18 protein-coding genes are annotated in these 18,337 nt (G+C 31.8%); 2 read left to right on the top strand and 16 right to left on the bottom strand.

Annotation, left to right across the window (positions count from 1 at the left end; genetic code table 11):
- Positions 1 to 59: 59 nt before the first annotated feature.
- Positions 60 to 1,370, bottom strand: coding sequence for a TolC family protein (locus H574_RS0106825; RefSeq protein WP_027879856.1), 1,311 nt, complete (start codon positions 1,368 to 1,370; stop codon positions 60 to 62).
- A gap of 133 nt (positions 1,371 to 1,503) precedes the next feature.
- On the opposite strand from H574_RS0106825, the gene H574_RS0106820 reads away from it, so the two are divergent.
- Both H574_RS0106820 and H574_RS0106815 read left to right on the top strand, forming a co-directional pair.
- Positions 1,504 to 1,878: a hypothetical protein gene (locus H574_RS0106820; RefSeq protein ID WP_051169843.1), complete on the top strand. Its 375-nt coding sequence runs from the start codon at positions 1,504 to 1,506 to the stop codon at positions 1,876 to 1,878.
- An 86-nt stretch (positions 1,879 to 1,964) separates the two neighbouring features.
- Entirely contained in the window at positions 1,965 to 4,055 is a 2,091-nt protein-coding gene (locus H574_RS0106815) for a TonB-dependent receptor domain-containing protein (RefSeq protein WP_027879854.1), read from the top strand.
- Positions 4,056 to 4,241: 186 nt separating this feature from the next.
- On the opposite strand, the gene H574_RS14750 is transcribed toward H574_RS0106815, so the two are convergent.
- The 15 genes from H574_RS14750 to H574_RS14745 all read right to left on the bottom strand — a co-directional run bounded on the left by H574_RS14750 (position 4,242) and on the right by H574_RS14745 (position 18,212).
- Positions 4,242 to 4,379, bottom strand: coding sequence for a hypothetical protein (locus tag H574_RS14750; RefSeq protein ID WP_165353716.1), 138 nt, complete (start codon positions 4,377 to 4,379; stop codon positions 4,242 to 4,244).
- A gap of 13 nt (positions 4,380 to 4,392) precedes the next feature.
- Entirely contained in the window at positions 4,393 to 5,850 is a 1,458-nt protein-coding gene (locus H574_RS0106805) for an NAD(P)/FAD-dependent oxidoreductase (protein ID WP_027879853.1), read from the bottom strand.
- A 117-nt stretch (positions 5,851 to 5,967) separates the two neighbouring features.
- Positions 5,968 to 7,089, bottom strand: coding sequence for an ABC transporter permease (locus H574_RS0106800; protein ID WP_027879852.1), 1,122 nt, complete (start codon positions 7,087 to 7,089; stop codon positions 5,968 to 5,970).
- Positions 7,089 to 8,195 carry an ABC transporter permease gene (locus H574_RS0106795; RefSeq protein ID WP_027879851.1) on the bottom strand — a complete coding sequence of 369 codons (1,107 nt, stop codon included), beginning with the start codon at positions 8,193 to 8,195 and terminating at the stop codon, positions 7,089 to 7,091. Before H574_RS0106795 ends, H574_RS0106800 begins: the two co-directional genes overlap by 1 nt.
- A 47-nt stretch (positions 8,196 to 8,242) precedes the next feature.
- On the bottom strand, positions 8,243 to 8,629 hold the full coding sequence (locus tag H574_RS0106790) for a GxxExxY protein (RefSeq protein WP_036227234.1): 387 nt from the start codon (positions 8,627 to 8,629) through the stop codon (positions 8,243 to 8,245).
- 97 nt (positions 8,630 to 8,726) lie between these two features.
- Entirely contained in the window at positions 8,727 to 9,455 is a 729-nt protein-coding gene (locus H574_RS0106785; RefSeq protein ID WP_027879849.1) for an ABC transporter ATP-binding protein, read from the bottom strand.
- 46 nt (positions 9,456 to 9,501) lie between these two features.
- A complete protein-coding gene (locus H574_RS0106780) occupies positions 9,502 to 10,404 on the bottom strand; it encodes an ABC transporter ATP-binding protein (RefSeq protein WP_027879848.1) in 903 nt (300 codons plus the stop codon).
- Positions 10,405 to 11,298, bottom strand: a complete 894-nt coding sequence (locus tag H574_RS0106775) for an HlyD family secretion protein (RefSeq protein ID WP_027879847.1) — start codon at positions 11,296 to 11,298, stop codon at positions 10,405 to 10,407.
- Positions 11,299 to 11,308: 10 nt separating this feature from the next.
- Positions 11,309 to 12,559, bottom strand: a complete 1,251-nt coding sequence (locus H574_RS0106770) for a TolC family protein (RefSeq protein WP_027879846.1) — start codon at positions 12,557 to 12,559, stop codon at positions 11,309 to 11,311.
- Position 12,560: 1 nt separating this feature from the next.
- Positions 12,561 to 13,172 carry a TetR/AcrR family transcriptional regulator gene (locus tag H574_RS0106765; RefSeq protein ID WP_027879845.1) on the bottom strand — a complete coding sequence of 204 codons (612 nt, stop codon included), beginning with the start codon at positions 13,170 to 13,172 and terminating at the stop codon, positions 12,561 to 12,563.
- A gap of 87 nt (positions 13,173 to 13,259) precedes the next feature.
- Positions 13,260 to 14,297, bottom strand: a complete 1,038-nt coding sequence (gene cydB / locus H574_RS0106760) for a cytochrome d ubiquinol oxidase subunit II (RefSeq protein WP_027879844.1) — start codon at positions 14,295 to 14,297, stop codon at positions 13,260 to 13,262.
- Positions 14,298 to 14,306: 9 nt separating this feature from the next.
- Positions 14,307 to 15,662: a cytochrome ubiquinol oxidase subunit I gene (locus tag H574_RS0106755; protein ID WP_027879843.1), complete on the bottom strand. Its 1,356-nt coding sequence runs from the start codon at positions 15,660 to 15,662 to the stop codon at positions 14,307 to 14,309.
- Between the two features lie 149 nt (positions 15,663 to 15,811).
- A complete protein-coding gene (locus H574_RS0106750; RefSeq protein WP_027879842.1) occupies positions 15,812 to 17,149 on the bottom strand; it encodes an MBL fold metallo-hydrolase in 1,338 nt (445 codons plus the stop codon).
- 83 nt (positions 17,150 to 17,232) lie between these two features.
- Positions 17,233 to 17,907, bottom strand: coding sequence for a peroxiredoxin (locus H574_RS0106745; RefSeq protein ID WP_027879841.1), 675 nt, complete (start codon positions 17,905 to 17,907; stop codon positions 17,233 to 17,235).
- 161 nt (positions 17,908 to 18,068) lie between these two features.
- Positions 18,069 to 18,212 (bottom strand): hypothetical protein, encoded by a 144-nt coding sequence (locus tag H574_RS14745; protein ID WP_169558270.1) that lies wholly within the window; start codon positions 18,210 to 18,212, stop codon positions 18,069 to 18,071.
- Positions 18,213 to 18,337 lie beyond the last annotated feature (125 nt).

The raw sequence follows: 18,337 nt of genomic DNA, 5'->3' as shown, positions 1-18,337 counted from the left end.
TTTAGGTCTCGACTGCGCTCGACCTTACAAAATTTGTCTCCTCGAGCGCAGTCGAGAGGTTATTCTTTAGTTAAAAAATTGACGTACGCTAAAGCGTAATTGTATTCAAAAATGGTTTGGTAATATTCTAATTGTTTTTGTGCATATTGGGTTTCTGCCATCAATAAATCTGATGTTTTTTCTAAACCTTCTTTAAAACGATTGGTACGAATACGAAGTGATTCTTCAGATTGGTCTAAAGCTAATTTTGATAGGTTTAATTTGTTTTCGGCATCAATAAGCATTCGCTTAGCTTTATTTAATTCTAACTTACTTTTTGATACATATTGATTGTATTCAAGCTTCGATTTTTCAAATTCAGCTCTACTTTTTTGAGCTTTTCCAAAACGCTTTGATCCTTGAAAAATATCCCAACTTAATTGCGCACCAACAATGTATCCGTTGGCATCTGCTTGAAAGATTTTATCATCATACATTTCGTAACTTCCAAAAGCGTTTAAACGTGGTAAAAACGCCATTTTATCTGCTTTACTCATAGCTTCATATGCTTTACTTGCTAATTGCATTGCTTTGATGTCGCTACGGTTTTCAGTAAACGTTTTCAATTCCATGGTACGCACATAAGGTGTTAGTGTATCGCTAGGTTTGTAGGTTATAAATGTGTCGTCATTCATTAAAAACGATAAATAATTAGACGCATTTTGCACGTTGCTTTTGGCTTGTTGTAATTGGTTTTTTACTTCTGTAACACGCACTTCTACATTAAGCACATCTGCACGTTGTAAATACCCTTGCTCGTAACTATTATCTGCTAATTTTTTATTTGCATTTGCGGCTTCTAATGCTTTTTCTAAAACATCAACAGCTTTATATGCTAATTGTAATTGCATGTAGGCTTTATCTACTTCAAAAGCAATGTAATCTTCTGTACGCTTTGTCTTTAGTGACATAGCTTCCATTTTAGATTTGGCTGCTTTACGCTGAAATATACCATCTACATTAATTAATGGTTGTTGTACTTCTAGCTTAGTTGCAAAGTTTTGTGTTGTTTCTGGATCGTTTAACAATGCTGGATTAAAATCATTGCTTGTTAAAATTTCTTGATTTAATTTAGAACCAAAAGCCATTAAAGGATTTGTTGTAGAAATACCTGTATGACTAGCTGTTATATTTGGTAAGAAAATAGCATTGGTTTGATTGTAATCTGCTTTAGCTTGGTTAAATTCTTCTTCAGAAATTTTTATAGATGTATTGTTTTCTGAAACTTGAGTCAAAACTTCACTTTTACTTATTGGTTTTACCTCTTGAGCTTGTGTTGAGGCAGACCATATAAACACTGATAGGATTGATAAGTTAATTATGTGTTTCATTTTTCAATTTTTACTGATACAAATTTACGTTTAGAAAACACCCATGTCAGTAACATATGTTACCTAGATAAAATGATAGCCTAATGTGACTTTTGTCATATTTAAATTCAGCTTTACAATTTATTTTTGTGACATGAAAAAATGGATTTTCTTTTTTGCGGTAAGTCTAAGCGCTCTTATTATATTTAATATGCTAAGAGTTTCTTTTACTTTTATATACTACGAAATAGATCCTATTAGTTTTATTGAAGAACTTTGCGAGAATAAAGACAAACCACAATTACAATGTAACGGAAAGTGTCATTTAAAAAAAGTAGCTCAAACGACTGGTGACGAAAATGAGCCTGTTAAAATTGTAAATTTTGAAGAATTACTTCTATTTAAACAAGACATTACAGATTATAAATTACAAACAAACTTTTATAGTTTAAAGAAGGAAAACTTTACTTATCTTAACCTTTATAACTTTAGTTATAAAACTTCTTGTTTTCATCCTCCACAAGTTTAAGTCTACATACTATTATTTTAGTTTTAATACTGTTTTTCAGTATTAAAACCACTGACTTATTACAAATTTTCAAATAAAATTATAAGATGAAAACATTTTATAGTGCATTATTATGTGCGCTAATCACAACCGTATCTATTGCTCAAACAAACCCTAAAGTAAAAGATACAACTACACAAAAAGTAACAACTTTAGACGAAGTTATTATAACCGGAAATTTAAAAACAGACCCGATACATACTATTGTTACTAATAATTATGATGAAACTATTGTTCAACCTAAAAACGTAGCCGATTTATTTAATGATATTAACGGTTTTTCTGTTATTAAAAGAGGTAATTACGCTATAGACCCAAGTTTTAGAGCTAGTCAATACGAGCAATTAAACGTGCAATATGATGGCGGAACTAAAGCAATGCACGCTTGCCCAAACCGTATGGATCCAATAACAACACATGTTATTCCTGAAGAAATTTCAAAAATTGAAATTATTAAAGGTCCGTACACCGTACGTTATGGCGCAACATTTGGCGGTATTGTAAACTTAGTCACTCAAAAACCAAATTATTTAGATAAAGGCTTTCATGGTAAAGCTTCTGCTGGATATGAAACCAACGGAAACTCGATGGTAAACATGCTTCAATTACAATATATTGAAGACAAATACGACATTGTTGGTAATGTTGGTTATAGAGATTTTGGAAGCTATGAAGACGGAAATGGTGTTGAAATTCCATCGTCTTTTAGAAGCACCGATTATGGTGTAAAGTTAGGCTATAATTTTACAGACAATCAACGTTTACAAGCGCATTGGCGTCAATCTTTTGGTCGTGATGTACAACATGCTGCGCTAATGATGGATACCGAATATGATGATAGTAGTATCCTGTCTTTAGATTATAAAATTTCGGATTTAGGTGAAACTGTTAAAAGCTTTTCCGCGAAAGCGTATTACAGCTACGTAGATCATTTAATGACAAATTTTGACAGACCTTCATTTGTACGTATGGCGGCAGAATCTTCTGTTGAATCTACAACCATTGGCGGAAAATTAGAATTAAACTGGCAACCAGCAAAAAACCTGACTGTTTTTAGTGGTTTGGACGCTATGACCATTGCTAGAGATGGTGGAAGAACCAGAACCATAAAGTTAAACATGATGGGTATGCCACTTGCTATGCCAATGGTGTTTAACGACAAGGTTTGGCAAGATTCTTACATTAACGATTATGGTGTATTTACAGAAGCAAAATGGGCAATTAACCCAACCACAGTATTAACTGCTGGTATGCGTTATGACCTAGTAAAAAGTAATATAAAAGATCCAGAAGACGACTTTGCTGCGCGTTACGATTTAGAAGAAAAAACAGATAACAATGTAAGCGGAACAGTCTCTATTAAGCAATTAGTTACAGATAATTTTACGTTAGAAGCTGCTTATGGTCGTGGTGTACGAAGTGCTAATATGATAGAGCGTTACATTAATCATTTTACTGTTGGTCAAGATCCTTATGAATATTTAGGAAACCCAAATCTAAATCCAGAAGTTAACAATCAATTTGAAGTTGGTTTTAAAGGAAAAAACAGTAAAAACAACTTTAATTACGCGGCTAGTTTTTACTATTCTAAATTCGAAAATTATATCGTAGCGGTTGTAGATCCAACCATTACACGCAAGTATATGCCAACTGCAATGCCACAAGAAGTAAAAGTGTTTAGAAATTTAGATAACGCTTATAAAACTGGTTTTGAAGCTATGGCGAAAGTTAACTTTTTAAATGATTTTTATTTTAAAACTGAATTGGCTTACGTGTATGCAAAAAACAATGATTTAAGTGAATCTTTACCACTTACACCGCCATTAAATAGCACGTTTTCTTTAGGTGTTAATCGTGAAAAATATTGGGCAAAAGTGCAATATAACGTCACAAGCAAACAAGAGAATATTGCAGAAAGTTTTGGAGAAACTACAACAGCTGGTTATGAAACTTTAGATGTAAAATTAGGTGTAAAACCACTCAAAAACTTAACATTAGGTATTGCAGCATTAAATATTTTTGATGAAGCCTATAATAACCACTTAAACTTTAGTTTTACTAATCAAGCTGATTTTGGAAGAACACCTATTACAGAACCAGGACGTAACTTTTCTGCTTTTGTGCAGTATCAATTTTAATAAAAACATGTCCGTTATTTATTAAAAGTTCTTGATACAATTTTTTAGTTCTGCTTCGACTACACTAAGCAAATACTAAAAATCACGTGAACTGACGCTATTTTGATTGCTAAATCATATAGAAAAAGGGCATTTTTAAAATGCCCTTTTTCAATTAAAAACCAACCAAAATCACTGAAAACCACGTCAGTTTACTTTTCTTGTGCCGCCATGTCCGCCAGCAACAACAATCATTATTTTAATACTTAAATAGATGAATTTAAAAAATTGTATAATAGGATTCATCATTTTAAAACGCTGATATTTTGATATTCTTTGTGTCATAATCTTAAATTTTTTATTCAGGGATCAACCACCAAAACGGTTTCATTTTTGCTTTGTAAATAAAGGCGTAGTGTAAGGCTAATTTTAACCAATGTCCTGCTAAACCTATATCTCCAAAGGTTTTCCCTAGTTTTCTACCTTGTGTTTTTGGATATTTATTATAATCTGGTACAATTGGGTATGTGGTAATACTTACACCACTTCCTTGAGTCATACCATAACCAGCAGAAGCTATACATGCTGCTCCCATATTTCCCATTGACCCTTTATGATGTAAAGATTCTTTACCGGATTTTATACTATCAATAATGTTATCTGCTACTAATTTTGCTGTAATACCTGATGGCATACCTGTTCTTGGTGGAGCAGGAAATATATCAGTTCCATTTTTACTTTTTCTAGGTTTAGAAATTGTATGTGGCGGAGCAAATGCAATACCTGGTGCAAAAATATTTTTATAGCTTGGGTTTTGATACGTTTCTGGCCAATCTTGCACACTCCATTGCTCATAAGGTTTTGGTGTATAATCAGCATCTACAATCATAAAGCCTTTAAATAGCTTGTCTGTAATGTCGTTATCATTTTTATCGTAAGCTTTAAAACCGTGACCTGAAAATGCTGGAATTAACATTGCAAAATCATAAGTTTCGGTTTTGTATTCGCCATCTAAATTTTCATAGTGCGCTATGCCATCTTCAATTTTATTTACGCCTGCTCCTGTAATCCATTTTATATCTCGATCTTCAAAAATCATTTCTATCATCTCATTAGACTTCATCGTCATGCTTCCGTAACTCATTAACATACCGTCCATACCAAAATCTCCTAATAGAAATTCATTAGATATCCAAGTAATTTCAGCCATATCACGTACTTTATGTCTACGTAACTCTTGTTCTACATTCAAAATATATTCAAATGCAGCACCTTGACACGTCGATTTGGCGTGACCAGTACCTATTAAAATTTTGGCTTTTTTTCCGTTTTTCATTTGCTGAATCACTTCATTTAAACCATGCCAAGCATGATCTGCATGCGTATAAGTACAAACGGAATAGGTTTTATTTTCACCTGGAATCAAGCCTTCTGTTGCTTCAAAATTTAGCTTTGGTCCTGTTGCATTTATCAAGTAATCGTAAGTAACTTTTTCTTGAGTTCCTTTCTTTTCACCTGCAACATATTCGGCTAAAACATAAGGTTTCTGCTCTGTTTTATCTCCTTCTGGATGAAAGGTTACCGCTTTGGCTTGCTTATACCCAATGCCTTTCTTTTTGTATAATGGCGCTAATGGAAATAAGATTTTTTTGGATTTCATTCTACCAATTCCGACCCAAATATTGGACGGAATCCATTGGTAATTACTATTAGGAGAGACTACGACAACTTCGTGATCTTTTGACAGCTTTCGTCTTAAATGTGATGCTGCAACATGACCAGAAATTCCGGCTCCTAAAATGACTATTTTTGACATTTTGATTCAGATTATGAGTTAGTTACGATTAAAAAGTGAAGTGTATACTTTTTTAATCCTTCTGTAAAGGTAATTTTAAGCTAAAGTTTATACAGTTACTTTTGTTACATAAGATTTTTAATTTGTTTTCCTGTAACTCCAAACTGCCAATCCATTCATTATAAAGGCATATAACGCTGTTTTGATTAGTTGTGGTAAAATGTCATTTATGTTAGAGCCTTTTAGCATGACCATGCGCATTACTTCTACAAAGTATTTAATTGGGTTAAACTCCGTTATGGTTTGTGCCCATTTTGGCATACTTTCTATTGGTGTAAATAAACCACTCATTAATATAAATATAACCGTAAAAAACCAAGCAATAAACATGGCTTGTTGTTGTGTTTCGGTGAAATTTGAAATGAATAATCCAATACCTAATACTACAAAAATATAAATGGAAGTGTATAAATACATGAGTGGCAAACTACCAATCATTGGCACATTAAATATAACTTTTGCCAAGATTAAACCAATGGTTAACAAACCCATTCCTATAACCCAAAACGGAAAGAGTTTTCCGATAATAAACTGGCTTTTTTTAATTGGCGTCACGTTTATTTGCTCTAAAGTACCGATTTCTTTTTCGCGAACAATATTCATTCCAGACAGGAATAATGTAATCATAGTGACTAGTAAAACCAATATTCCAGGAACCATAAAGGTTTTATAATTTAGTGTTTCGTTATACCAAAATAAAGGAATAGTTTCAATTTTTACGGGCTGAATTTGCTGGTCTGAAACCTGCATCAAATCCACTTTTAAATTTTGATTAAAACGTTGCACAATCTGTGAAACATATACATTTTCTACTCCAGCTGCAGCACCATCAATTGCGTTAATAGTAACACCTAAAGCATTGTGTTTTTCGTTTTGTAAATCGCGTTCAAAATAATTCGGAATTTCCAAAAGCACATCCACTTCTCCTTTTAGCATGGCAGCACTTGCCAATGCTTCTGAAGGAAAATCGGTTAATACGTTAAAATAAGTTGAGGCGTTAAATTTTTCTACTAAGGCTCTGGAGGTTGATGTATGGTCGTTATCGATATAACCGAATTTGATATTCTTAACTTCAAAAGTGGCAGCATTAGATAAAATGACGAGTTGTAATATTGGTAAAACAAAAATGATAGGAAGCATGCCTTTATTTCTAAAGATTTGCTTGAATTCCTTTTGTATGATGTATAGAATTGTTTTCATTACTCGAGTCTGATTTTATATTTCTTCACACTTAAACCGATGAAAAAGATGGTCATAGCAACTAAAATCAATGTTTCTTTCCATATAAATTGAATGCCAACACCTTTCAGCATAATGCCTTTTATAATGATGATAAACCATTTTGCAGGAATGATATTACTAATGATTTGCAATGGTAATGGCATGCTTGATATTGGAAAAATAAAGCCAGAAAGCAAAATAACAGGAAGCATTAATCCCATCAAGGAAATCATCATTGCTGTTTGTTGGGTTGCCGAAATGGTTGAGATTAATATACCCAAAGCCAAAGCACTAATGATAAACAATATACTTTCTAAAGCTAATAAAAACAAGCTTCCTTGTACTGGCATTTTGAAAATAAAAATACTCAACAATACAATAACTACTGCATTGATTATGGACAGAAAAATATAAGGAAACACCTTTCCGACAATAACTTGGAATGGTTTTAATGGAGACACCAAAAGTATTTCCATAGTGCCTAATTCCTTCTCTCTTGTTATAGAAATAGAAGTCATCATTGCAGAAACTAACATCAAAATGATGGTCATAACTCCAGGAACAAACATATACACGCTTTTTAATGCGGGATTGTAAACCATTCTTGTTTGTGGAACTGTTTGATAGGTGATTGTGATTTCTTTGTTCAATTCTTTTTGATATTGAATAAGAATGGCGTTTACATAATTACTTATGGTATTTGCTGTATTTGGGTCTGTAGCATCTGTAATTATTTGAATTGTTGCTTTGTGTTCTTTGATTAGATTTTTGCTGAAATCTTTTTCGATATTTAAAACTGCTTTTACTTTTCCTTTTTTGAAAACGGTTTCAATGTCAGATTCTTTTTCAATAAATTGATTGATACTGAAATATTTTGAAGCTGAAATTTTATTGATAATTTCTTCTGTTGTTACATCTTTAGAATGGTCTAAAATGGCGATATCTACATTATTTATTTCGTTAGTAATAGCGAAACCAAACAACATAATTTGTGCTATTGGCATTCCAAAGAGTATAAACAATGAACGTCTATCTCTAAAGATGTGGTAGAATTCTTTTTTTATGAAGCCTATGAATCTTTTCATAATATATTCCCGCGGATTACGCTGATTACCGCAGATTTTTTTTGTTTTTATAGTCCGTTTACTTTTCTGTAAATGCCTTTTGTGATGTCATCGACATTGAAATTCACTAAAATACCTAACTTCAGTTCTGAAATTTTTAAATAAGTTAGAACTTGTTTATGATGAACTTTTGCTAAAGTTTCTACTGATTTGATTTCGATTATTACCTTATTATTTATTAATAAATCTAATCTGTAACCAATTTCTAATTCAATATCATCATAAAAAATTGGTAATGCTACTTGTCTTTTTACAGATAATCCTTGTTTTTCTAATTCATACATTAAAACGGTTTCATATACAGATTCTAATAAACCAGGACCTAATTCATTAAAGACTTTAAAAATCGCTCCTCTGATGATAAAGGATAATTCATTTTCTGTTTTTTGTTCCATAATTATTTTATTTTTTTCTACCGCTGATTTCGCAAATAAGCGCAGATTTTTTAAATCTATTTTCTGCGTAAATCTGTGAAATCTGCGGGAAACATTTTCATCCTCTTGCTAGTTTTAAAAACACATCATTCATATTATCTACTTCAAACTTCGCTTTTAATTGTTTTGGAGTATCTAAAGCTTCTATTTTACCATTAACCATAATGGAAACTCGGTCGCAATATTCTGCTTCATCCATATAATGTGTGGTAACAAAAACCGTTGTTCCTTGGTTGGCTGCTTTGTAAATCATTTCCCAAAACTGACGTCTGGTAATCGGATCAACGCCTCCTGTTGGTTCATCTAAAAACACAATTTTAGGGTCGTGAATCATGGATACAGAGAATGATAGTTTTTGTTTCCAGCCTAAGGGCAATGCGCCAACGAGTTTGTTTGCTACTTTTTCTAATCCTAATTCCTCAATTAAAATTGCCGATTTTTCTTTGATTCGTTTTCTGGATAATCCATAAATACCTCCAAAAAAAGTAATATTTTCTTTCACTGTTAAATCGTCGTACAAGGCAAATTTCTGACTCATATAACCAATGCTTTTCTTGATGTCTTCAGCATGTGTAAACACATCGAAACCAGCTACATTTGCTTTTCCAGAGGTAGGATTGGAAATTCCTATCAGCATTTTCATAGCTGTGGTTTTTCCTGCTCCATTTGCGCCTAAGAAACCAAATATTTCGCCTTTTTTAACTTCAAAAGTTATAGCATTTACAGCAGTAAAATCTCCAAACATTTTGGTTAAGCCTTCTACTTGTATGACGTTGTTATTCTTCATTTTTTTTAAGCCCTCACAGGTTTTAAAAACCTGTGATGGCTATTTTTTATTTTGCTAATTCCATAAAGGTATCCTCAATGGTTGCTACTGTTTTATCAATGTTTATGTTTGATAAATTTTTAGATTCTAAATACACTTTTAAATCTTCAGGATTAAAATCTGTTCTATTATCTGTATAATGCACAAATTCGCCAAAAGGGTACACACTATGATTGTGTTTATAAGCATTTAAACTATTAATAAGTTGGTACATATTATTTGCGCTCACGTTGTAAATTGGTTTTGGGTAATGTTTTACAATCGCTTCTGGTGTATCTATTTCTAAAATTTTCCCATCTTGAATCAAGGCAATTCTATCGCACAAAGCGGCTTCATCCATATAAGGTGTGGATACCAAAATGGTGATGTTTTTTTGTTGTAAACGTTTTAGCATGTCCCAAAACTCTTTTCTAGAAACTGGATCAACTCCTGTGGTTGGCTCGTCTAAAAACAACACTTTGGGTTTATGGATTAAAGCACAACATAAAGCGAGTTTTTGCTTCATTCCTCCTGAAAGTTTACCAGCTCTACGAGCTTTAAAAGGTTCTATTTGCACGTAGATATCTTTGATTAACTCGTAATTTTCTTCAATGGTTGTACCGAAGATGGTAGCGAAAAATTCTAAGTTTTCTTCGACAGTTAAATCTTGATATAGCGAAAATTTTCCAGGCATGTAACCAACGCTATTTCTAATGTTTTTATAGTCTGAAACTACATTAAAACCTGCAACTGTTGCTGTACCTTCGTTTGCAATTAGCAATGTTGTTAAAATTCTGAATAGCGTAGTTTTTCCTGCGCCATCAGGACCAATTAATCCGAAAAGTTCACCTGCCTTAACATCAAAAGAAATGTCTTGTAAGGCTTTTACGTTTTTGTATGATTTTGATATGTTAGAAATATGAATGCTCATTTATTCTTTAGTTAACCAAATTTCAGCAGGCATGCCTATTTTTAAGCTTCCATCGTTTATTACATCTACTTTTACAGCATAAACTAATGCGACGCGTTCTTCTTTAGTTTGAATTATTTTTGGTGTAAATTCTGCTTCCGAAGCAATCCAACTAATTTTACCATTAAAAGATTTCATTGTATCTGCATCATCAATTTTAACCGTTACTTCTTGTCCGATTTTTATATTGGCTAATTGTGTTTCGCTGATGTAAACGCGTAGTTGCATGGTGTTTAAATCGGCAATTTTATACAATGGTTTTCCAAAAGCAGTAATCTCGTTTGGTTCTGCGTATTTGGTTAAAACGGTTCCGTTTGCTGGATTTATAATTTTACTTTTTTGAATTTGGTCTTCTATTTGTTTTAACTGCACGTCAATAGATTTTAGCTCGTTTACCACAGGTGCGTTTTGGATTTCAACACTTCTAATTTGTTGCTTAATAACATCTATTTCTCCGGTAACATCATCTAATTGTTTTTGTGTTCCTGCGTTGTCTTTTATTAAATTTTCTACTCGTGTTTTATTGGTGTTTGCTGTTTTTAATTTAGAATTCAACACAGCAATTTGAGATAAAACACCTTTAGATTTTGAACTAATTACAGCTTTAGAGACTTCTAATTGTTCGCGTTTTAATGTTAGCGGAATTGTATCGATATATCCTAAAAAGGTTTCTTTTTGAACAATATCACCTTCATTTACGTCAAATTGCATCAATTTTCCGTTGTTTTCGGCAGAAATGGTGATTTCTGTAGCTTCAAAATTTCCGTAACCATCTGCTTTTCCGTTATCATCTCCACAAGACAATAAACTGATTGCTATGATGCTAAATCCTATTATGTATTTGTAGTTTTTCATCTGACTTATTTTATTGACCTTTAATAACATTATAATTAGCTTTTGCGAGTTGTAACTGAATTTTATGTTTTACCAACGTATTTTCATCTTCATATAAATTGGTGAATTCTGTAATGTATGCTGAAGATGTAATCACGCCATTTTTGAGTTGTGAATCTGTTGACTTGAGAACCTCTTTTCTTAAGTTGATGATTTCTAGATCTGATGCAATAAATTCTTCAATTTTATCAATTTCTTTTTGTTGTTGATTTAGTTGAATGTTTGTATTTAGTTTAAAAATTTCGGTTTCATTTTCCACAATATCTTTATTGATTGCTAAAGATTCACGTTGTTTTTTATTAGAATTCCAATCGAATACATTCCAGTTCAATTTTACACCAACTGTATAAAAAGGTTGAAACGAATTATCCAACATATTCAATCCAGGATTACCATAACCACCTGATGCAAAACCTAGTAATTTAGGTGCGTTTTGCTTGGATAATACATTTTCTGAAGTTGTAATTTCTTCTTTTTTAAGTTGAAATAATTCCAATTCTGGTCTAGCTAATTCGGTTTGTAAATCGGTTTCTACAAGTGGATTTTGAAATACTACAGAATCATTTAATGGTTTACTTATTAAACTAGAAAGCGTTGCAATAAGACTTGCTTTATTACTTACTAGCTCTTTAAATTGTTGGCTTAATTTTAATAATTCGGCTTCCAAAACTTTATCGGACGATGGTAAAATAACACCATACTTTATTCCAGATTGTACTTCTTTCAGTTTAACTTCTAATTGTTCTTTTTTGGCGTTTAGTAACAACTCTGATTCTTGTACTAATAAAATTGAAAAATACAATTGATTGATTTGCTGTTTTAATTGATACAAACTGACTTCAACCTGCTTTTGTTTGGTTTTAAGTTGTGCCGATTTTAAATCTAATGTTGCATCAGTTGCACCTCCATTATAAATAAGTTGATTAACAGATAATGTAGCACGATATTGATCTTTGTTTAAAGGTTCTATACCAGCATTTGGAATAGGAATTTCAATCACATCAGACTGATATGTTGCTTGTGCATCTAAACTTAATTGTGGTAATTTTGATGTAGAAACCACTTCTTTATCCAATTTGTTTTGTGCATCTAATAGTTGCGTCTGTTTTGCTAAAGGATAATTCTCTATCACTAATTGGTAACATTGCTCTAAGGTGATGCTTTGCTGTGCAACACTTGGTAGCGTGATTAAGATTGCGAAAATGACTATTAACTGTTTCATTTTATGTCGTCTTTATGGAATTAATAATAAAATTGGCAACTTCTGTTTTACGATCTTCCATTAGTAATTTATAATTTTTATCATCTGAATTTGTAAATGCCATGATTAAAGGTTTTGCCACAAAAGGAAAAATATTCAGAGCCATTATATTTATAAATAATTGTTCTGCACTAATTGGTTTTATAAGTCCTTTAGCAACGTCTTCATTTACTTGTTTTTTGAATTTTTCAATATTTGGAAAACCTTTGTCTTTTAATTTTAAAATAAAATCTTGATTTCTATTCAATTCTTGAATGATAAAATTTGGCAAATATGGATGCTTTACAATGAATGATATATAGTTAGAAGTAAAGTTTTTAATCTTGTCTTCAATAGAAGAATCATCATTTAAAATGGCGTTTAATTGAGGTGCCAATAATGAAAACGCATTGTTAAAAACCGCTTCAAACAATAGTTGTTTACTTCTATAATAATAATGAAGCATGGCTTTGTTAATTCCAGCTTTATCTGCTATTTCTTGCATTCGTGCGCCATCCATTCCTTTGGATTGAAATACGCTTTTGGCAGCTTCAAGTATCTGTTCTTCGGTATTTTCGTCTTTTGTTTTTTTCATTTCAACTATATGGTTTAACCAAGTGGTTAACAAATGTACAAAAAATAATCAAACACAACTCTGTTTGATTATTTTTAATCTATTTATTTAATAACTTGTATCGTCTAGCTCTACTTTTCCGTTAAACGTTTTGTATAAAAACAAGAAATAAAATGCTAAAAGTGGCGCACCAATTAGTACAATAGTAAGCATGATCCCTAATGATTTTTGTGATGATGCTGCATTGTAAATAGTTACACTATATTCTGGATTTATAGTTGAAGGCAACAACACTGGATACAATTGAAAAGCTACTAACATTAATAAAAATGCCATGATTAATGACGAAAATACTAATGCATAAAAGTATTTCTTTTTAGATACTAATCTTGGCACATTGGCTACTGCTAAAAATGCTAAAATTGGTAAAGCGAAAAATATAGGTTGTTCTTTAAATTTATCGGTTACACCGTGAAGATACGTTAACGTGTAAAAAGATGTAACTGCAAAACTGACAATGAAGAACACCATTCCTCTTTTTAGTAAAAATGATAATCTATCATGCAGTTTTCCTTCTGTTTTTAAAAGAAGAAAAATAGCTCCTTGTGTCATAAAAATGGATAATGTTGTAAACCCAACCATTAATGAATATGGGTTTAAAAACGCAAAGAAAATACCACCTTTATAAATAAAGTTTTCGTGTAATTCAAAACCTTGTAATACGTTACCTAAAACAACGCCAAGTAAAAAAGCTATTAATGTATTTGATGTAAAGTAAATGATGTCCCAAGTTTTTCGCCACCATTTCATTTCTTCAGCACTTCTAAATTTTATAGCAGCAGAACGTAATACCAATAGCATTAAAAACAACATAAACGGAATATACATTGCCGATAACATTGTTGCATACATTACAGGAAAACCTGCAAACAATGCGCCGCCACCAATAATTAACCACACTTGATTAGCATCCCATAAGGGTCCAATTGCATTTATGGCTATACGCCTACTTATATCTTTTTTTAAAAATAAATGCCATGCGCCAGCACCATAATCAAAACCTTCTAAAATAGCATAACCAGAAAACAAAAGTCCTACTACTAAATACCATAATGTTGGATAATCTATACCTAAAAATGTTTCCATAATCTTCTATTAAGTGTACTTTAAAAATTCATTTGGATTTTCAGATTCATCATAAGGACCATGCTTTATCTTCTTGTTTAATGAGTATAAAAACAGTAAAAATAAGATGGCATAAACCACAAAAAACAAAATTAATGAGAATAGAATTTGATTAGCAGATACCTCTTGAGAAAATGCTTGGCTTGTTTTTAAATGACCATAAACAACCCAAGGTTGTCGTCCCATTTCGGCAGCAAACCAACCAGCTTGATTGGCTATTTGAGGCAATAATACCGAAAATGCAAATATTTTAAGTAACCACTTTTTATCAAACAACTTACCACGCCACCATAAATAACTAGCATATAATGTTAACCCAATAAAAAACATACCTATAGAAATCATGATATGATAAAATTGAAAAACAGCGTTGACTTGCGTTGGTATTTCATCTTCAGGAAACGCATTTAAACCTGCAATAGGTTCATTAAAATCTTGATGCACTAAAAATGATAATCCGCCAGGAATACCAATACCTGTAACCGTTTTTGAAGCTTGATCAACCCAACCAAACAAATATAAATCGGCAGCAGCAGATGTCTCGTAATGACCTTCCATAGCAGCTAATTTTGCAGGTTGATTTACTGCAACACCATCTGCTGAACTATGACCGGATACTAATTGTGTTAACGAAATTATTGTAGCTACAGATAATGCTATTTTAAAAGCTTTTTTAGAAACTTCTACATACCTTCCTTTTAATAAATAGTAAGCATGAACACTTAAAATCATAAATGCGCCAGCTAAAAATGCGCCTTGCCAAACGTGAATTATACGATCTACACTAGATGGATTAAAGACCATTGCCCAAAAATCGGTTACTTCTGCTCTAGCATTTAATCCTTCTCCTACAATATGATAACCTGCTGGTGTTTGCTGCCAACTGTTAGCTACAACAATCCAAACTGCCGAAAACATTGATCCTAAAAACACGCCTATTGTAGAAATAAAATGTACTTTAGGCGATACCCGATTCCACCCAAAAATTAAAATACCTAAAAAGGTACTTTCTAGTCCAAAAGCAAATAATCCTTCTGCAGCTAAAGCACTTCCAAAAATATCACCAACATATTTGGAATATACAGACCAGTTGGTACCAAATTCAAACTCCATTATGATTCCGGTTGCTACACCAATACCGAAGGTTATGGCGAAAATCTTTAACCAAAAACGAGTTAAAATTTCGTATTCTTTTTTACCGGTTTTAAGATATAAACCTTCAAAAATAACCATGATTAATCCAATACCAATGCTTAATGGCGGATAGATGTAATGAAAAGCAACAGTGAAGGCAAATTGGATTCGGGCTAAGATTTCTACATCCATAATTGTAAGTTTATAACAAAAATACGACACAGATTATTGGTTGAATGTAATAAATATTACATATTAAAAACTTTAACATTTAGCATAAAAAAAACCAGTTGCAATGATTAAAATACAACTGGCTTTTTACTTTATTTATGAAGTTTTGACTATTTAAATTGTGACACAGCTTCACTTAAATCGTAAACCTTTGCATTATTTTTTAAGTTGGAAATAATACTACTTCCTGCTGCACTACGGTAACCACCAGCACAATGTACAACTATTGGTTTTTCAGTTGGAATTTGATTTTCTGAATCTCTTAATTCGTTTAAAGGAATTGATATAGCGTTATCAAAAAACTTACCTTCTTCTACTTCACTTTTATTTCTTATGTCAATAATTGTGTATTGATTTGGATTATTTTTAAAGTCTGATAAATCTATTTTTTCTGTACTTTCAAAAGATGAATCATCTAAAGTAAGAATGCCTTGCAACTGATCTTCATAACCAATTTTGGCTATACGATGTAATATTTCATCTTTATCTTCAACTGTATTTAAAACTACATAAAATGCTTCTTCTGGTTTGACGATAGATCCTAACCAAGTTTCAAACTTATCATTTTCGGTTTTTGCCATAATATTTATGCTACCTTTTAGATGATTTTTTTTGAAATCGGCTTCATCTCTAACGTCAATAATTAAAGCGTTGTCTTCAAAACTATCTGCTTTAAATTGAAAGTTTGCTTTAGAAATTGCCTTTTCATAATCTTTTGCTCCAACTTTGTTTATATCTACGTTATATCCAAAATATGAAGGAATAAAAGGTTGATCTTTTAAAATATGATTAACAAAATCGTCTTCAGATAAATTTTTAAACGCCCAATTTTCTTCACGTTCTCTACCTAAAGTACTTGATGCATCTTTGCTCATATTTTTACCGCAAAGCGAACCTGCGCCGTGTGCTGGATAAACAATGGTATTGTCTGGTAAATCGTTAAATTTTGTTTGCATGGTTTGATACATACTTTTGGCTAATTCTTCGCGTTTAGCTTTCATATTTCCTGCTTTTTCACGTAAATCTGGACGACCAACATCGCCTATAAATAACGTATCGCCAGAAAACATCGCATAATCTGCGTTATTTTTTGCAATAATTGTGATACTATCTGGTGAGTGACCAGGTGTGTTTATTGCAGAAAACTGAACGCTTCCTAGGTTAAAAACATCGCCATTATCAAAAGTTTTGTGTGGATAATTAGCACCAACTAATTTACTTACAAAAATAGTTGCGCCAGTTTCTTTATGTATTTGAAAATGACTACTTACAAAATCTGCATGCGGATGCGTCTCGAAAACCGCAACGATTTTTGCATTTTCTTTTTCGGCTAATTTATAGTAAGGTTTTGGATCTCTGGAAGGATCTACAATTGCCATTTTATTATCGCTAATTATTGCATAAGAATAATGCGCTAATGGCTTGTCTTCAAATTGAGTAATATTCATTTTATTTAGTTTTGGTTTAGATGAAAATAAGATAAAAAAAATCGGTCTTAACTTGATGAAAAGACCGATATTTTAAGAGTATTTTATAGGTTTTTCTTTGCTAAATACCAGTCTACTTTTTCAAGAGAGTCGTCGTTGATTCTTTCATTTAACTCGTCTAAAGTTTTTGGTGGTCCAACAATTACTTTATCTCCTTTTTTCCAATCTAAAGGCATCGCTACTTTGTATTTATCCGACGTTTGAAGTGCTTCTAAAGCTCTTAAAATTTCGTCCATATTACGACCAACATTTAATGGGTAATACATTACAAGACGTATTTTTTTACTTGGATCTATAAAGAAAACCGCACGTACTGCTGCTGTTTCACTTTCGTTAGGTTGTAACATTCCGTAAAGCTTAGATACTTTCATATCAATATCTGCGATAATAGGAAAATCGAAATATACACCTGTATTTTCTCTTACGTTTTGTACCCAACCTAAATGCGCATGTATACTATCTATACTTAACCCAATAAGTTCTGTGTTAAGTGCATCAAATTCTGGTTTTCTTATTGCAAATCCGCTCATTTCTGTTGTACAAACCGGTGTAAAATCTGCTGGATGAGAAAACATTACTACCCATTTATCTTTTGCAAAATCAGAAAATTTAATTTTTCCTTTAGTAGTTACTGCTTCAAAATCTGGTGCTTGATCACCAATTCTTGGCATAGTGTTTACTTGGTTTATTTCATTGTTTATTTCATTGTTTGTTTCCATAATTACTATATGTTTTTAAATATTAAATTTCTATAATATAAAATTAAAACAATAGATTTAATCTATTTGAAACAATTGTTACATAAGATTGAAATTTAACAATAGTTAAAAAAAAAAGAGTGCAATTACTTGCACTCTTTAACCAAATTTAAATAAAAAAGCTACTCTTTAGTATCATCCTTTTTACTTTCTCCACTCATAAACTTTATAGCAAAACCTATAAGGGTTAAACAAACAATACCAAAAATAACAATCATTATTACACCGTTACTCCAGCTATAAAGAGATATATTTTGAGATACCATAATTGATTAGTTTAGTCTTTAATTATTACAATGTAAAGGTATAACTGATTTACATAATGAAATATGACATTTGTCATTAAAACTAAAAAAGCATCTGAAATTATCAGATGCTTTACGCTATTAAT

Source organism: Mesoflavibacter zeaxanthinifaciens DSM 18436 (assembly GCF_000422365.1).
GTDB lineage: Bacteria > Bacteroidota > Bacteroidia > Flavobacteriales > Flavobacteriaceae > Mesoflavibacter > Mesoflavibacter zeaxanthinifaciens.
This window is presented reverse-complemented; position numbering and strand designations above follow the sequence as displayed.

What these genes read in the sequence shown, in the direction of transcription:
- H574_RS0106825 (WP_027879856.1), bottom strand. Translation starts at nt 1,370, where the DNA reads ATGAAACACATAATTAACTTATCAATCCTATCAGTGTTTATATGGTCT.
- H574_RS0106820 (WP_051169843.1), top strand. Translation starts at nt 1,504, where the DNA reads ATGAAAAAATGGATTTTCTTTTTTGCGGTAAGTCTAAGCGCTCTTATT.
- H574_RS0106815 (WP_027879854.1), top strand. Translation starts at nt 1,965, where the DNA reads ATGAAAACATTTTATAGTGCATTATTATGTGCGCTAATCACAACCGTA.
- H574_RS14750 (WP_165353716.1), bottom strand. Translation starts at nt 4,379, where the DNA reads ATGACACAAAGAATATCAAAATATCAGCGTTTTAAAATGATGAATCCT.
- H574_RS0106805 (WP_027879853.1), bottom strand. Translation starts at nt 5,850, where the DNA reads ATGTCAAAAATAGTCATTTTAGGAGCCGGAATTTCTGGTCATGTTGCA.
- H574_RS0106800 (WP_027879852.1), bottom strand. Translation starts at nt 7,089, where the DNA reads ATGAAAACAATTCTATACATCATACAAAAGGAATTCAAGCAAATCTTT.
- H574_RS0106795 (WP_027879851.1), bottom strand. Translation starts at nt 8,195, where the DNA reads ATGAAAAGATTCATAGGCTTCATAAAAAAAGAATTCTACCACATCTTT.
- H574_RS0106790 (WP_036227234.1), bottom strand. Translation starts at nt 8,629, where the DNA reads ATGGAACAAAAAACAGAAAATGAATTATCCTTTATCATCAGAGGAGCG.
- H574_RS0106785 (WP_027879849.1), bottom strand. Translation starts at nt 9,455, where the DNA reads ATGAAGAATAACAACGTCATACAAGTAGAAGGCTTAACCAAAATGTTT.
- H574_RS0106780 (WP_027879848.1), bottom strand. Translation starts at nt 10,404, where the DNA reads ATGAGCATTCATATTTCTAACATATCAAAATCATACAAAAACGTAAAA.
- H574_RS0106775 (WP_027879847.1), bottom strand. Translation starts at nt 11,298, where the DNA reads ATGAAAAACTACAAATACATAATAGGATTTAGCATCATAGCAATCAGT.
- H574_RS0106770 (WP_027879846.1), bottom strand. Translation starts at nt 12,559, where the DNA reads ATGAAACAGTTAATAGTCATTTTCGCAATCTTAATCACGCTACCAAGT.
- H574_RS0106765 (WP_027879845.1), bottom strand. Translation starts at nt 13,172, where the DNA reads ATGAAAAAAACAAAAGACGAAAATACCGAAGAACAGATACTTGAAGCT.
- cydB (WP_027879844.1), bottom strand. Translation starts at nt 14,297, where the DNA reads ATGGAAACATTTTTAGGTATAGATTATCCAACATTATGGTATTTAGTA.
- H574_RS0106755 (WP_027879843.1), bottom strand. Translation starts at nt 15,662, where the DNA reads ATGGATGTAGAAATCTTAGCCCGAATCCAATTTGCCTTCACTGTTGCT.
- H574_RS0106750 (WP_027879842.1), bottom strand. Translation starts at nt 17,149, where the DNA reads ATGAATATTACTCAATTTGAAGACAAGCCATTAGCGCATTATTCTTAT.
- H574_RS0106745 (WP_027879841.1), bottom strand. Translation starts at nt 17,907, where the DNA reads ATGGAAACAAACAATGAAATAAACAATGAAATAAACCAAGTAAACACT.
- H574_RS14745 (WP_169558270.1), bottom strand. Translation starts at nt 18,212, where the DNA reads ATGGTATCTCAAAATATATCTCTTTATAGCTGGAGTAACGGTGTAATA.